This window comes from Ferdinandcohnia jepli (genome assembly GCF_047246645.1).
GTDB lineage: Bacteria > Bacillota > Bacilli > Bacillales > Bacillaceae_L > Ferdinandcohnia.
In genome coordinates, this window is the sequence record NZ_JBFOKR010000014.1 from 14,153 (window position 1) to 28,589 (window position 14,437).

Genomic DNA, 14,437 nt, shown 5'->3' on the forward strand with positions numbered 1-14,437 from the left:
CCCAGGCTGAATAAGCCTTATCTTTTTAGCTTAATTTTGTCGAAACTTTGGTATTAATACCAGGAATATTTAGAGGAGGTGGGGCATAGTGAAGTTGGCAAAATGGCTTGAGGAAACAATATACATTCTCCTGTTTGTGCCAGTGTTCGCAGCTTTAATGTTACTTTTTTTGTTCTTTGCTTGATTCCTAGATTTATAGAAAGGTAGGTAAAGTAATTGCTAAGTAAAGAGATTTTAAAATATGTAGGCGATGGTGACTTACACATAAAAATGATTGAGATTGAGTATTCAACAAGTGTAAGGGAGATTATCACACTGGAATTTATGCTTAATAATCCATATGAAGAGTAGGAGGGAAGTTATATGAATAAGGATCAGTTAACTGTTATTGCAGATGATATGTTACCTGTCTATAAGTCAATTACTGGAGAGAAGATTGTAGACGCTAGGGAGCTTCACGAAAAATTATTAATTGGCACAAGATTTAACGATTGGATTTCCAGATTAATTGATACGTACAGTTTTTTAGAAGGTGAGGACTTTTACTCACATTTGAGTAAAACTAGTGGGCGACCTTCCCAAGAATACCTACTTTCTGTAGATACAGCAAAAGAAATAGCGATGGTACAAAACAATGAAATGGGTCGCCAAATTCGAAAATATTTTATCGCTGTTGAAAAACGTTATAAAGCTAAAGAACCCAAAACTCAGATGGAGTATCTTGCAATGTTAGCTCAACAGATGGTTGAACAAGAAAGACAAAGCGCATTGTTGGATAAAAAAATAAATGCAATTGAAAGTGGTGTGCAAACTATTACTCACAATCTAACTGCTGTACCAGATCACTCTAAAGTAATTGAGCGTGTAAATGAATATGCTCGTTGGTCCAGAATGGGGCATGATGAAATTTACAATACCATTTATAGCGTAATGAAGGCTCAGCATGGAATTGATGTTCCAGCAAGAGTAGAGAATGAAAGAAGAAAAATTAATGCAGCATATTATGAAAAAACAGGAAGACTCTACGCTGAATCAACATTAAAACGAAAAGTAAACGGTATTGATGTCATGGTTAGAATGCAAGTGTTGGACAAGTTTAATAACATTCTAGTTGGCTTTTTAGCTAAGGCAAAAGGAATTCCTACATCATGAGTCTACATAAAAAAATAACAGCAAGTGCGACCAACACTTACTGCAACAATAAAAACAATATTCAAATTAAATTGTACCATGGGCGTAGGTGATTGTAAAAGGAGTGTTTTAATTGTCAGAAGTGAAGTGGATTAAGTTAAGCACTCACATGTTTGAAGATGAAAAAATAAGACTTATTGAACAAATGCCAGAAGCAGATACGATCCTTATCATCTGGATAAAACTTCTATCTCAAGCTGGTAAAACAAATGCGAGTGGATACATCTTCTTAAGTGAATCTATACCCTATACGGAAGAAATGTTAGCAACCATTTTTAATAGACCAATCAATACAGTAAGGCTTGCATTATCGGCATTTAAAAACTTCGGAATGATTGATATTGATGATAATTCATTTATCAGTATTCGAAACTGGGAAAAGCACCAGAACATTGAAGGACTTGAAAGAATCCGGGAGCAGAACCGATTACGCAAACAAAAAGAAAGAGAACGGAAGCGTCTTGAACCGCCTAAAAGAATCGGTCACGTGACAGTCACGCAAAGTCACGCAACAGAAGAAGAAGGAGATATAGATAAAGAAGAAGATATAGATAAAGAAATAGATAAAGAAGAAGTAGAAGAAGAACAACCTACTCCTACTTCAAAAAATTGTTTTGTTTTTTATGAAAATAATTTCGGTCAATTAAATAGCCATCTTACACAAAAGATTAACGCCTGGTTAGATGACTTTAGCAATCAACATGAAATCATCATTAAGGCTATGGAGATTACCATTGAAAGAAATAAACGATCTTGGGGTTATGTTGAAAGTATTTTAAGAGATTGGTATTCACATAACGCAAAAACAATAAAAGATATTGAAGCTTATGAGGTCCAGAAAAGAAATCAACGTTCAAATACTCCATATGGCAAGAAGCCAATAAGGAAAGAAGTAACTCCTGAATGGCTAGGAAATCAAGAACAAGTTATAGCTGATAACAATAGTTCTAATTTTGAAGAAGAAAAACGCAAATTTGAGGAACGTTTAAAAAAAATGAAAAGTGATTGAAGCCACTATTATTCTATGAAACTTGTACAAGCTTTATGACAAATAAAATGTAAAGGACCTTTATAAATGTATCCGATGTGGATTAGGTTAGAGTATGCCGAACTAGGTTCTATTGTTGGCTATACAGGAAATGTTGTTTCAAGAAAGGATCTAGTAAATGTCTTTATTCGCTTAGATGTACGACAAAGTGATTTAAAGACATTCAAGATTAATGGAGAATCACAATCTCCACTGATTATAAATCGTTTTTTTGAAGAAGTTGATAAAGCAAGAGAAAGGGATGATGAGTTGAAAGCAGGTAAACGTCCAACAAATAAACAAAAACAGATTATCAAAAATGCCGGTTTAAAACCTGAGAATTGGCTTGTTACAAGAAACCTACAACAAGAACTGCACATCGTTCACAGAACATCTAACAAACAGAGAGTTATTACGTTATAAGAGGTGAAAAAGATGTTAGCGAAGAGTAAACGTAATGAAGATTACTACAAATGCGAGCTGCTAAAGATGGGTTTTCATAAAACATCAGATGGAAAGCAACTAGTAGATCTAAACCTTACTGAATTAGAACAAATTTACGAAAACGAGAAATTTAAAATTGAAAACAAAAGTTCGTGATTAATAAAAGTTGAGGTGAAGAAAGTAATGGGATTGCTATTTGATTCAGTAAAAAAAGTAAAACTTCACCAAGAAAAAACATATCACAAATTACTATTAGAAAGATTTTCGGAAAGAGGTATCACTCATACTCCAGACGGAAGGAAACTTGATTTACTAACCTATGACGAGTTGAAAAGCGAAGCTGTTTTGCAAAGTTTTCGTGACATTGATACTGAAAAAGATTCAGCAAAGTGGTTTTAATAATGGACATTGTTATCGTTGACAGTCGGCCAGAATGGATGCGCAAAGAGGACGGAGAGTACTTTTGCAGAAGGTGCTCTCTTCATAGACATTGTTCATCAAGGTTTGGGTATGAATGTAATAGATTAGGTGGTTCAGAGATTCCGAAAGTAAGGAGTGGAGGATTTGGGCAAAAAAGAAAGCCGAAAAATAGTAAAAGTAAATCCCGTAATCGTAAAGGCAAGGCAAGAGGGGTATGATTCTGGTTATTTAAACGGTAGCCAATTTGGATTTGAACAAGGTAAATATAGTGCTTGTATGTTTATTGCCAGCAAATTTGAAGGGTTAGAAAAGGTTAAAGGTATAGGACCTAAGACAATGAAGTTGATCGTTGAACATATGGGTGCCGAATACTTTCAGGAGGTTAAGAAGTGAACCATACGCTAGAACAACTAAAAATGAGCGTTTTAACTGATGTAATGAATGAGCGTGACAGACAAGATAAACTTTGGGGAATTCAACGTCATGATTATAGTAAGTGGAATGGAATCTTAGGAGAAGAATACGGTGAGGTTTGCCAGGCAATAAACGGAATAAATTTTCCTAAAGACGCTAAGGAAACGGATGCAAGTAATTTATATACTGAGTTGATTCAAGTAGCAGCTGTTGCATGTGCGATAGCGGAACAACTTGTAGAAGAACGTCATTATATAAAAATGCCTCTGAAAGACTTATGGACAAAGTGTGAGAAAAAAGATTATAGCGCATTGAAAGAATGGCTACGAAGGTATGAAGCAAACTTTCCTCATATTGGAGGTGTCAATCCCTATGACACTACCAGAAATTAAATGGAAACCAATGGCTTTAACACAATCAGAACACCGGGATTATCACAGACAGATTGCAGAGGTTATTAAAGAACTAGATTTTATTGCCAACTGTTACCTTTTAGCAATGTCGGATGATTATTCGTTAAGTGAAGATGAAAAACTTGCTTTCTTAAGAAACGCTCTTCAAGAAGCTTTAAAAGAACTTGGAATTATTAACAAGAAGGTGGTTATGGTCCATGAATCTCCAAATTGATGTGTATTCATGTGAAGAATGCGGACAAGCATTCTGTGTCGAGAAAGATGTAGAACCATTATTAACACCTTGCTGTATGTCAGAACTATTTGAGTACTCTCATACAGGGGAGGTTGTGAGCACAAATGAATGAACATGTTAAGAAAGCATTTATCGGGGATAAAGTAACGATTTATCATCGAAAGTCACCTTTCCTTGAAATGAAAAAGGAAGAAGCAACTATTACTGGTAAAGGTGTAACAAAGGACGGTATTCGATACTTAGAAGCAACTGCAGGTTCTTTTACAAAGAAATTTGTTTATTAAGGAGTGGAAGCTATATGAAATTTGTTAGCTGCAGTAAATGTTTTGCAGTGATCCAGGCAAAACACTCGGTTGTTAAGGAAGGTAAAAGGATTTGTCGGGAGTGCCGGAAAAATGAAACTGGCAAGTAATCAGATTGAAGTTAAAGGTGAAACGAAATTGGAGTGCTTACACAGGTGCAAACAACGTGAAGATTTATATGATTATGTCACACAAATTCACGAGGTTAAGATTTCTAAACGAATCTTTACTTACAATCCTCAGACCCATAAAAATAACATGTATTTGGGCATGAGTTTTCAAAAATACTATCGAGCAATTATGCAACTAAAACCAAGGTAAGAAAGGGGACTTTGATTAATGAGAAATACACTAGGCGATTTAAACAACCATTTATTTGCTCAACTTGAGCGACTAAGTGATGAGGATTTAATGGGGGAAGACCTCAAAGAAGAAATAAATCGAGCAAGAGCAGTATCGGAAGTAGCTTCTCAAATTATTGCAAATGGTTCATTGGTGCTCAAAGCCAAAACAACAATTGATAATAGCATTAACCTTGAAGCGAAGGTACCTAAAATGCTGGAGGCGAAATGATGCATTCTTACACTTCTAAGCAAATCGCATTTCTTACGGAAAATGTTAAAGGACGTACAACTGCAGAACTCACAAAAATGTTTAATGAACACTTTGGATTAAATTTAAAGGTATCTCAAATTAGCGGTGTTAAGAAGAGAAACAAATTAACAAGTGATATGGATTTCACATTTAAACCCGGTCATGTTCCATTCAATAAAGGTAAAAAGGGAGTGGGTGGCTGGGAACCTACTCAATTTAAAAAAGGAAATAAACCTCACAATCATAAACCGATAGGTACTGAAAGGATTAACGGTGATGGGTACGTAGACATAAAGATTGCCGATGGCAAAGGTCGGCATAATTGGAGAGCAAAGCATGTATTGATTTGGGAGAAAGAAAACGGACCAGTGCCAAAAGGTCATGCAATCATCTTTGGAGATGGCGATCGTCGTAACTTTGACATTAACAATTTACTCCTGGTTTCCAGAAAGCAATTAGCCAGGTTAAATCAAAATGGCCTCATTCAAAATGATGTCGAACTAACCAAAGCAGGTGTTATTGTAGCAGACATCCTCGGGAAAATCAGTGAGCTGCAGAAAGAGTCGTGAACAATTGAAGAAAATTGTGCAGTAAAAAAAAGAGCAATGGTAGAAAAATCTAACCTTTGCTCAGTACATTTAGCAATTACAAATCATTAATATATTTCCATCTAAGTCTTTAAAGTTAAAATAAGCGAAATCGCCAATACGCTCTATTTCTCTAACAATTGTAATCCCTTTGTTTTTAATAAATTCATACGCTTCATCAATATCCTTAACGAAAAAGTTAAATAAAACATGATCTGAGGGATTTAGTTTAAACTCTGGATCAAAAGTGTGATCGTCCAATGTGAGTCCTGTCTCGGAAGTAATGGGAATGTTGTATACAGGTGATTTAACATTATCCTTATTAAATGGTAGTCCAAGTAAGTCACTATACCACTCAGATGATTTTTCAAGGTTACTAACATGGATAAAAACATTATTTACTTTACAAGCGATAGGAGAAGAAATTGAATTCATAAACATTCCACCTTTATATTAGATTGATTTAAAAATTCTATTAAAAAGAAGAAATACCTTTAAATTTTCAAATATTTATGTCGTAGTACGATTCTTTAGCGAAGGAGTGAAATATGTATCTCAAGTGCAAAAGTTGTGGCCAGTTAGATAATGATGGTTGTTATGTTGATGGAAGTTTTATCTGTACATTTTGTCAGCTCGAGAAAGACAAGGAGGCTGAGGAAGAACAATGATTGCCCAGATAAGTTTAAAGACTCCGGAGGTCAATACAAAATCAACGCGGAGAGCTGTAGAAAGAGAACTTGAAGAATATCGTCGGTACTTATTAACATTACCTTATGATTTTTTTCCGAAAATCACACCATCTTATTCAATTCTTCCTCCTGCAAATACAAACAAGTTTCATAGTTCAACAGAAGATGCAGCCATTGAAAGAGTAGAATTTGAGAGAACTAGAGATAAGTATATGACCAAGTTTCACGAAGCTGTTAATACATTGAAACAAGACGAACGATTTATTATAGTGAAACGCTACATGCAGCAAGATATAGGATATGATCCTGACATTTGGACAGAATTAGGGGTTGGAAAAACCAAGTACTATGATGTAAAGGGAAAAGCATTACTGAGACTGGCCTTTGCATTAAAGATAGAAGTATATAAAACAAGGAATGCGGTGAAATCATAATGAATTTCGTCCAGCCGATAAGAGATAAAGAACTAATTAACCAAATAAAAAAGGATCTAAAACAGGACAATCCAAGAAACTACATACTTTTTCTTTTAGGGATTAATACAGGATTACGAATTTCAGATTTATTAAAACTGAAAGTGAAAGATGTGGAAGGTTGGTATATTGTCATTCGTGAGCAAAAGAGAAAGAAATACAGACGTATCAAAATGACGTCTGAATTAAAGAGAGAAATTAGAGAATATATAAAAGACAAACCAAAGAATGAATACCTTATCAAAAGTAGGGAAGGCAGCAATAAACCCATCACCAGAGGAATGGCTTATGTAATACTTAATCAAATTGCCAGGGCTTATGGTCTTGAGAGCATTGGGACCCATTCGTTACGTAAGACGTTTGGGTTCATGTTCTATAAACAATTTAAAGATGTAGTTGCACTGATGAGAATTTACAACCATTCTGATCCAAAAGAAACTCTTCGTTATATAGGAATTGAGCAAGACGAACTAGATGATATGATGAAAAAATTTAAAGTTTAATAGCCCGGGGAGGAAACAAAGTGAATAGAGAAATTAAATTTCGTGCATGGGCAAATTCTAAAATCCACCATTGCATAGAAGTTACTCCTTTTTACATCGGAGATTGTGATCGCCTAAGATGGAAACGTGATGATATCAGTCTAATGCAATTCACCGGATTAAAAGATAAGAACGGAAAAGAGATTTATGAAGGAGATATTCTAAAGGTTCCTGTTGATATAAACCAAGAAATGCATGGTAATTACTCATTACATGAAGTAATCATTAAAAAGGGAGTTATTATAACCTCTTATTTAATATCTGATAAAGGAAAAGTCTTACCTAGAGGTTATACAGCTGGGTTCCTTCTGGATAGTTTCGATTTTGATAATAAGACATTTTTATTTAGCGATAATCCAACAATGGAAACTAGAGTTGAAGTGATCGGAAATGTATATGAAAATCCAGATTTGTTTAAAGAGTAGAAGAAAATTGTGTCGTAAGTGGAGGTGTTTAAAATATGGATGATTTAAAAGTTTATCTTATTCGCTATCACAATAACGGATATTTCTGTAAGTCAATTGTATTAGCTAATTGCTATGAGGAAGCTGAAAAAATACTGCTTAAAGATTATAAGGACTTCAACGTTACCATTGAGATTGAAGAGTATGAGGAAATAACTGATAAAGGAACGGCATTAACAGAATGTATCGAAATAGGTGGGCATGTATGAACAAAATAGCGACATAGAAACAAGGAGGAATTTAAAGATGATAAACACATGGCATTTTATATGTAAGTATTGCGGTAAAGAGAATTTCATTCATAAAAGCTTACCTAAAGTTTGTTTGAAGTGCGAGAAAGAAAATGAGTGAAATTATGAAGAAAACTCATAAGGATAGTTACTTTTTGAAAGTTCAATTAAGAGGTAATTATTCTAGGGAATCGCTTGTTAAAAGTAATGAAATTACACTTCAAACAATGGTGTTAAACGAGAAGGAAGTTATTGTTGAAGTGATTGAAAAGGAAAAATTTATTGTGTCGTAGTTCGACTAGAAAATGAAGATGGATAAATAAGTTTAAAAACTTTATATTTTTTTAGCTAAAATGAGTTATCTACAAATCTAATTTGTATAACTCATTTTTTATTATGTGCATAAACATTGGTGTAACAGTATTTTTGGCAGTGTTGGGAGTTTGACAGAATCCGGGTTATGTATAATTCAAGACGTTCAATTTTGCAATTAATGAGGGATACTCAAGATAAAAACAGTTAGCAAAACATCAAATTTTATAACGCGAACTATTTGCGAACGATTCGCGAACGATTCGCGAACTAGATTTTGTTTTTAGTGTGATATGATATTAGTGTGTTGAATTTGCATAATAAACGTCTTTCCAAAAGGAGAGGCGTTTTTCTTTTTTTGTGGCGATAGTAGAGGGTTGTATCTCATTAGCGTTGAGCAGGCTAGGGGTGGGAAGCCGAGATACTTAATTAGTAAACATACATGAGCAGCTGATATGCACCTTCAACTATTCATGTATGTTTATTCTATGTTAGAGGAAGTGAGTGGATGGCTAAAGAGTTTGCTAAGAAGTTCTATAAGTCTAAAGCATGGAGGAAATGTAGGGAGTCTTACATTCCTAGTGTGCATGGCATATGTGAACATTGTGGTGATGCTGGTTACATACTTGACCATATCATCGAGCTCAATCCAGATAACATCAACGATCCTAACATTACATTGAACCATGAGAACCTTCAGTATCTTTGTCTTGAATGTCATAACAAAAAGACATTTAGAAAGTATGAACCGGTTGTAGAAGGATTAATGTTTGACGAGAACGGTGATTTGGTACAGGCATAGCCCCCCTATTTGTTTCTGTTTTTCACACAACTTAAGGACCGAAGGGGGACCTTCGGAGAATACACGGGTCATTTTCAATAGACCCCCCCTTCAAAAATGAGGTGATTTTATGAGTAGGAACGATTTAATTTCCAAAGAAAAGGAAATTAAGAAAGAGATAAACAGAATTAAAAAACTTTTCAAGGATTTATCAAAAGATAGCAAACAAGTTGCTGAAGGCTTAATTGAAGAAGCTGGGTTCATGAGAGCGACCTTAAATGAATTGAAACAGGACATTAAGCAAAACGGGGCCATCGATGAAATGCAACAAGGCGACTATTCCATTACGAGGGAAAGTCCATCTATCAAGACATATAATACAATGATCCAAAGATACACAACTGTATGGAAGGCAATTTCTGACCTCTTACCTAGAGAAGTCCCTAAACCAGAAGATGATGGGTTTGATGACTTCGTGAATGGACGATGAAGAAAGAAAAGAGAACACAAAAAAGAGTTCAGTATCCGTTAGCCTATAACCCTATAATTGAATACTGGAATAAAATTGATTCCGGCGAGGAAGTTGTAGGTTATAAGGTTAAAAGAATCTATAAAAAGCTTGTTGATGATATCTATGATAATGAATCGGTATTTGAATATAGTTCAAAAAGAGCAAATCACGCTATTGAATTTATAGAAAACTACTGCAAGCACTCGAAAGGGAAATGGGCAGGTTCGCCAATTGACTTAGAGTTATGGCAAAAGGCCTTTCTTGCAGCAACATTTGGTTTTATCCATAAGTTGGATGGTACTCGTAAATATCGCGAAGTATTTTTGGTTGTGGCTCGTAAAAATGGGAAATCAACCTTGTCATCCGGTATATGTTTATATTTACAAATAGCTGATGGCGAAGGTGGAGCAGAGGTATATGCAGTAGCAACAAAAGAACAACAGGCGAAAATTGTTTGGTCTGAATCTAAAAGAATGGTTAAAAAGTCACCAGTTCTTTCTAAGAGAATGAAAACCTTAGTGAAGGAAATTGTCGCTGACTTTAATGATAGTATTTTCAGACCAGTTGGTTCTGACAGTGATACCTTAGACGGCCTTAACGTCCATGGAGCTTCTCTGGATGAAATACACGCATGGAAAGATAAAAACCTTTATGACGTAATTGTGGATGGAACATCTTCAAGGGAACAACCACTTATTCTCATGATCACAACGGCAGGAACTATTCGCGAATCCGTATATGATTTGAAATATGAAGAAGCGGAAATGTTATTAAACGGTTTTGATGATCCAGACGGATATAAGGATGATCGCTTTTTACCGATTATCTATGAGCTTGATAAAAGAGAGGAATGGACCGATCGCAATAATTGGAAAAAGGCAAATCCAGGCCTTGGAACAATTAAAAAGACAGACCAATTAGAAACAAAAGTAAATAAAGCAAAAGCAAACTCAATGCTAGTAAAGAATTTACTTACTAAAGACTTCAATGTTCGTGAAACATCGACCGAAGCCTGGTTGTCATTTGAAGAAGCAAACAATACTGCAACATTTGATATTACTCAATTGAAACCACGATATGCGATTGGCGGCGCAGACTTATCCCAATCTGTTGACTTAACTGCAGCATGCGTAATGTTCAAGGTTCCAAATGATAATACGATATATGTAAAGCATATGTACTGGTTGCCGGAGGATTTACTCGAGGAGAGGACAAAAGAGGATAAAATTCCTTATAACCTATGGCATGAAAAAGGGTTACTTCGAACGACTCCAGGTAATACAGTTCATCATAAATATGTGACCGAATGGTTCTTAGAAATGATGAATGAATATGATGTGTACATTCCGTGGAATGGTTACGATAGATGGTCAGCTCGTTATTGGGTAGAAGAGATGCAAGGACATTTCGGACAAGAAACTATGATACCAATAGCGCAAGGAAAACAAACATTATCTGGACCTATGAAACTCTTAAAAGCTGAGCTAAAGTCAAAACGCATTAACTATGGAAACAACCCTATTACAAAATGGTGTTTAACAAATACATCTGTTCATATTGATGAGAAAAACAACACGATCCAGCCTGTTAAAGGTACAAATACAAGAAGAAGGATTGATGGTTTGGCTGCTATGCTGAATGCTTATGTTGTCTTTAATGATAAGCAAGCAGATTATGAAAATATGATATAAGGAGGTGAGAAATTGAAGTTAACGGATATTTTCAAACAAAAGAATCGCACTGTCACAGTAACGAAATATCAAATGATCACCGATGAAAGAAACGGTTTTTTTGCATGGAACGGGAATATTTACAAAAGCGACATTGTAAGAGCTGCTATTCGTCCAAAAGTAAGGGCGATTGGTAAGACTATAGCAAAGCACATCCGTAAAGATGCTAACGGATTAAAGGTAAACCCTGAACCTTACATGCGTTTTTTACTGGAAGAACCAAACCCAAATATGACAATGCAACAATTGTTAGAACGTGTAATTACTCAACTTGAGTTGAATAATAACGCGTTTATTTTTATTAACCGGGATGAATTTGATTATCCATATGAGCTATATCCAATAAACGCCACATCTGCGGAAGTTATCGTTGATAAATCGAATCAGGTGTACTATCGATTTACTTTAAAAAACGGGAAAACCGTAACATTTAGAAAAACAGATGTAATGCATTTAGGTAAAGATTACAACGAAAATGAGTTGTTTGGTGATAGCAACGCTGAAGCACTCACGCCTCTAATGGAGATTGTCAATACCACAGACCAAGGCATAGTAAAGGCTATTAAAAATTCAAATATCATCAGATGGTTATTGAAATTCAATCAAACCTTGAGGCCAGAAGATATTAAAAAGCAAACAAAAGAGTTTGTGGATAGCTTTTTGAATACGGAAACATCTGAATCAGTAGGTGCAGCTGCAACCGATGCGAAGATGGACGCTAAACAAGTTGAACCAAAAGATTTTGTGCCAAACGAAAATCAGATGGACAAAACAACTCAACGGATCTATTCATACTTCAATACTAACGAGAACATCATTCAATCAAAATATAAAGAAGATGATTGGATTTCATATTACGAATCATCTATAGAGCCTGATATTGTCCAGTTAACAACTCTATTTACAAGACATCTATTCTCACGAAAAGAACGTGCCTTCGGTAATAAAATTGTCTTTGAGTCTAGCAATTTATCATTTGCAAGTATGACTACAAAATTAGATTTAGTGCAATTCGTAGACCGGGGCATCATGTCACCAAATGAAGTTCGTGAAATTCTTAATTATGCACCTGCACCAGATGGCGATACATTTATACGTCGTTTAGATACTGCGCCTACTAGGAAACCGAGAGGAGGTGAGAATGAATGACGAAAATTCACGTTAAAGGAACTATCATTAGTGACAGGCAACAACGTATTTATGATTGGTTAGGCATCGAGGCAACAAGCCCATCAAAAGTTAATGCTAGTTTACCTGGTAACAAGTCACCTGTTGAAGTGGTTATTAATAGTGGGGGTGGTGATGTATTTGCCGGAAGTGAAATATTCACCGCATTAAAAGAATATGAAGGTGAAGTAACAGTCAAAATAGTTGGCTTGGCTGCAAGTGCAGCAAGTGTAATTGCAATGGCTGGTGATAAGATACTCATCTCACCTACAGCACAGATGATGATCCACAACGTATCAACTTATGGAGGTGGAGATTATAGAGCCTTCGAACATACTGCTGAGGTATTAAAATCTGCAAATCAATCGATTGCAAATGCATATAAAACTAAAACGGGAAAAAGTGACGAAGAGTTGAAAGTACTTATGGATGCTGAAACTTGGTTTAATGCAGAAAAAGCAGTTGAACAAGGATTCGCAGATGAGGTTATGACTTTTAACAACACTCAACAGAATACATTTGTCGCAAATGTTGGAAATGTCATGCTTAATGACGAAGCTATTGAAAAGCTATTAAGCATTATTGACAGTGCCCCTTCCAATCAACCTGTGGAAGGGAAAACGAAATTAGAAGCACGATTAAAATTATTACACTTAGGGGGAATCCACTAATGGATCAAATTAAAGAATTGTTAAATCAACGTAAAGAACTTTTAGCGCAAGCAGAGGGATTAGTTGCTGAAGGTAAAATTGAAGAATTTAACGCAGTTGAGGCTAAAATAAAAGATTTGGATGCGAAAATCGAAGCAGCAAAACTTGCAAACGCAAATCTAAAAGCGTTACAAGACAATCAAACAGTTGCGGATTTATCTAATCTATCTGTTGAACCTAAAGGAGGTACTGTAGTGGCGCAATTAGAACAAACAGCTACATTAACTGATGAGCAAGTTTACGAAAATGCTTGGGCTAAACAAATGATGGGACAAGCGTTAACATCTGAAGAACAAGTAATATTTGACAACGTTAATAAAGAATTTAATAACGCTTATACACATGACACTGGTAACACTGCTGTATTAATCCCAACAACTGTTGTAGCAGGTATCTTCAAACGCGCTGAGGAAATGTACCCATTATTCGGGGATGCTAAAAAATACAACGTTAAAGGTAAATTAGCAATCAAGAAACACACTTCAATTGATGCAGGAGACGCTGCTTGGTATGCAGAGGGTACTGCTACTGCTGATGAACAAAATACATTTGGTGAATTAGTATTAGATGGTCATGAACTTGCAAAAGCTGTTACAGTTTCTTGGAAACTTCGTTCAATGGCTGTTGCTGATTTCATTCCTTATATCCAAAATGAATTAGCAGAACGTATCGGGGTTGCATTAGGTGTAGCTACTGCTCGTGGTAATGGCACTTCAGAACCGCAAGGTGTTGAGACTGCATTACTTGCAGAGGCCGGAACACCACAAGTAGTAACATATGATCCAGATAATGCTGCACCATTAACATACGCAAAAGTAACTGAAGCAGTAGCTAAATTACATTCATCATATCTAAACAGTGCTGCAATTTATGCAAATAACGCTACTATTTGGAATCAACTTGCTAACTTAACTGATGCAAATGGTCGCCCTTTATTCATTCCTGATGTTACTAGCGGTGGTGTTGGTCGCATGTTCGGAATGGTAGTTAAGCCAGATGCAGGTATCTCAGCTGGAAACATTATTATCGGAGCTCCTAGTCGTGGGTACGTAGTAAATACTAATGAACCGATGAGTGTCGCTACAGAAGAGCATGTTAAAGCCCGCACTGTGGATTATGCTGCATACACAATTGTTGATGGTGGAGTCTTAGATACTAAATCATTCGCGTTAATTCGTGAAGTTCCAGCAGTTTAAGGGGA

25 protein-coding genes are annotated in these 14,437 nt (G+C 35.6%); 24 read left to right on the plus strand and 1 reads right to left on the minus strand.

Annotation, left to right across the window (positions count from 1 at the left end; translation table 11 throughout):
• The first annotated feature begins 216 nt into the window (after positions 1-216).
• The 13 genes from AB3M96_RS15420 (at position 217) to AB3M96_RS15480 (ending at position 5,609) form a co-directional block, all read left to right on the plus strand.
• Positions 217-351, plus strand: coding sequence for a hypothetical protein (locus AB3M96_RS15420; RefSeq protein WP_412968523.1), 135 nt, complete (start codon positions 217-219; stop codon positions 349-351).
• 12 nt (positions 352-363) lie between these two features.
• Positions 364-1,152: an antA/AntB antirepressor family protein gene (locus AB3M96_RS15425; RefSeq protein WP_412968524.1), complete on the plus strand. Its 789-nt coding sequence runs from the start codon at positions 364-366 to the stop codon at positions 1,150-1,152.
• 121 nt (positions 1,153-1,273) lie between these two features.
• The gene (locus AB3M96_RS15430; RefSeq protein WP_412968681.1) at positions 1,274-2,200 is read left to right on the plus strand and encodes a phage replisome organizer N-terminal domain-containing protein; all 927 of its coding nucleotides are present in this window, start codon (positions 1,274-1,276) and stop codon (positions 2,198-2,200) included.
• A gap of 75 nt (positions 2,201-2,275) precedes the next feature.
• Complete coding sequence (locus tag AB3M96_RS15435) at positions 2,276-2,641, plus strand: DUF6906 family protein (protein ID WP_412968525.1); 366 nt, start codon at positions 2,276-2,278, stop codon at positions 2,639-2,641.
• 12 nt (positions 2,642-2,653) lie between these two features.
• Positions 2,654-2,818: a Fur-regulated basic protein FbpA gene (gene fbpA, locus AB3M96_RS15440; RefSeq protein ID WP_412968526.1), complete on the plus strand. Its 165-nt coding sequence runs from the start codon at positions 2,654-2,656 to the stop codon at positions 2,816-2,818.
• Between the two features lie 27 nt (positions 2,819-2,845).
• Entirely contained in the window at positions 2,846-3,061 is a 216-nt protein-coding gene (locus AB3M96_RS15445) for a hypothetical protein (protein ID WP_412968527.1), read from the plus strand.
• Between the two features lie 165 nt (positions 3,062-3,226).
• Positions 3,227-3,475 carry a hypothetical protein gene (locus AB3M96_RS15450; RefSeq protein ID WP_412968528.1) on the plus strand — a complete coding sequence of 83 codons (249 nt, stop codon included), beginning with the start codon at positions 3,227-3,229 and terminating at the stop codon, positions 3,473-3,475.
• Positions 3,472-3,888 (plus strand): MazG-like family protein, encoded by a 417-nt coding sequence (locus AB3M96_RS15455; protein WP_412968529.1) that lies wholly within the window; start codon positions 3,472-3,474, stop codon positions 3,886-3,888. The genes AB3M96_RS15450 and AB3M96_RS15455 overlap by 4 nt, the downstream gene beginning before the upstream one ends.
• Complete coding sequence (locus AB3M96_RS15460) at positions 3,869-4,123, plus strand: hypothetical protein (RefSeq protein ID WP_412968530.1); 255 nt, start codon at positions 3,869-3,871, stop codon at positions 4,121-4,123. The genes AB3M96_RS15455 and AB3M96_RS15460 overlap by 20 nt, the downstream gene beginning before the upstream one ends.
• A complete protein-coding gene (locus tag AB3M96_RS15465) occupies positions 4,107-4,256 on the plus strand; it encodes a hypothetical protein (protein ID WP_412968531.1) in 150 nt (49 codons plus the stop codon). The genes AB3M96_RS15460 and AB3M96_RS15465 overlap by 17 nt, the downstream gene beginning before the upstream one ends.
• Complete coding sequence (locus AB3M96_RS15470) at positions 4,249-4,428, plus strand: hypothetical protein (protein ID WP_412968532.1); 180 nt, start codon at positions 4,249-4,251, stop codon at positions 4,426-4,428. Before AB3M96_RS15465 ends, AB3M96_RS15470 begins: the two co-directional genes overlap by 8 nt.
• Positions 4,429-4,785: 357 nt before the next feature.
• Positions 4,786-5,019 (plus strand): hypothetical protein, encoded by a 234-nt coding sequence (locus AB3M96_RS15475; protein WP_412968533.1) that lies wholly within the window; start codon positions 4,786-4,788, stop codon positions 5,017-5,019.
• Complete coding sequence (locus AB3M96_RS15480) at positions 5,019-5,609, plus strand: HNH endonuclease signature motif containing protein (RefSeq protein WP_412968534.1); 591 nt, start codon at positions 5,019-5,021, stop codon at positions 5,607-5,609. The genes AB3M96_RS15475 and AB3M96_RS15480 overlap by 1 nt, the downstream gene beginning before the upstream one ends.
• Before the next feature lie 69 nt (positions 5,610-5,678).
• Here the strand turns inward: AB3M96_RS15480 and AB3M96_RS15485 are convergent, their stop codons facing one another.
• Positions 5,679-6,062, minus strand: a complete 384-nt coding sequence (locus tag AB3M96_RS15485; protein WP_412968535.1) for a VOC family protein — start codon at positions 6,060-6,062, stop codon at positions 5,679-5,681.
• 229 nt (positions 6,063-6,291) lie between these two features.
• On the opposite strand from AB3M96_RS15485, the gene AB3M96_RS15490 reads away from it, so the two are divergent.
• The 11 genes from AB3M96_RS15490 to AB3M96_RS15540 all read left to right on the plus strand — a co-directional run bounded on the left by AB3M96_RS15490 (position 6,292) and on the right by AB3M96_RS15540 (position 14,432).
• Complete coding sequence (locus tag AB3M96_RS15490) at positions 6,292-6,750, plus strand: ArpU family phage packaging/lysis transcriptional regulator (RefSeq protein WP_412968536.1); 459 nt, start codon at positions 6,292-6,294, stop codon at positions 6,748-6,750.
• Positions 6,750-7,292 (plus strand): site-specific integrase, encoded by a 543-nt coding sequence (locus AB3M96_RS15495; protein WP_412968537.1) that lies wholly within the window; start codon positions 6,750-6,752, stop codon positions 7,290-7,292. Before AB3M96_RS15490 ends, AB3M96_RS15495 begins: the two co-directional genes overlap by 1 nt.
• A gap of 20 nt (positions 7,293-7,312) precedes the next feature.
• Positions 7,313-7,756, plus strand: a complete 444-nt coding sequence (locus tag AB3M96_RS15500) for a YopX family protein (RefSeq protein ID WP_412968538.1) — start codon at positions 7,313-7,315, stop codon at positions 7,754-7,756.
• 35 nt (positions 7,757-7,791) lie between these two features.
• On the plus strand, positions 7,792-8,004 hold the full coding sequence (locus AB3M96_RS15505) for a hypothetical protein (RefSeq protein ID WP_412968539.1): 213 nt from the start codon (positions 7,792-7,794) through the stop codon (positions 8,002-8,004).
• 134 nt (positions 8,005-8,138) lie between these two features.
• Complete coding sequence (locus tag AB3M96_RS15510; protein ID WP_412968540.1) at positions 8,139-8,318, plus strand: hypothetical protein; 180 nt, start codon at positions 8,139-8,141, stop codon at positions 8,316-8,318.
• Positions 8,319-8,845: 527 nt separating this feature from the next.
• On the plus strand, positions 8,846-9,139 hold the full coding sequence (locus AB3M96_RS15515; RefSeq protein WP_412968541.1) for an HNH endonuclease: 294 nt from the start codon (positions 8,846-8,848) through the stop codon (positions 9,137-9,139).
• A 109-nt stretch (positions 9,140-9,248) separates the two neighbouring features.
• Positions 9,249-9,608 (plus strand): hypothetical protein, encoded by a 360-nt coding sequence (locus AB3M96_RS15520; protein ID WP_412968542.1) that lies wholly within the window; start codon positions 9,249-9,251, stop codon positions 9,606-9,608.
• Positions 9,605-11,320 carry a terminase large subunit gene (locus AB3M96_RS15525; protein WP_412968543.1) on the plus strand — a complete coding sequence of 572 codons (1,716 nt, stop codon included), beginning with the start codon at positions 9,605-9,607 and terminating at the stop codon, positions 11,318-11,320. Before AB3M96_RS15520 ends, AB3M96_RS15525 begins: the two co-directional genes overlap by 4 nt.
• A gap of 12 nt (positions 11,321-11,332) precedes the next feature.
• The gene (locus tag AB3M96_RS15530; RefSeq protein WP_412968544.1) at positions 11,333-12,508 is read left to right on the plus strand and encodes a phage portal protein; all 1,176 of its coding nucleotides are present in this window, start codon (positions 11,333-11,335) and stop codon (positions 12,506-12,508) included.
• Positions 12,505-13,197 (plus strand): head maturation protease, ClpP-related, encoded by a 693-nt coding sequence (locus AB3M96_RS15535; RefSeq protein WP_412968545.1) that lies wholly within the window; start codon positions 12,505-12,507, stop codon positions 13,195-13,197. The genes AB3M96_RS15530 and AB3M96_RS15535 overlap by 4 nt, the downstream gene beginning before the upstream one ends.
• Positions 13,197-14,432 (plus strand): phage major capsid protein, encoded by a 1,236-nt coding sequence (locus tag AB3M96_RS15540; protein ID WP_412968546.1) that lies wholly within the window; start codon positions 13,197-13,199, stop codon positions 14,430-14,432. Before AB3M96_RS15535 ends, AB3M96_RS15540 begins: the two co-directional genes overlap by 1 nt.
• Positions 14,433-14,437 lie beyond the last annotated feature (5 nt).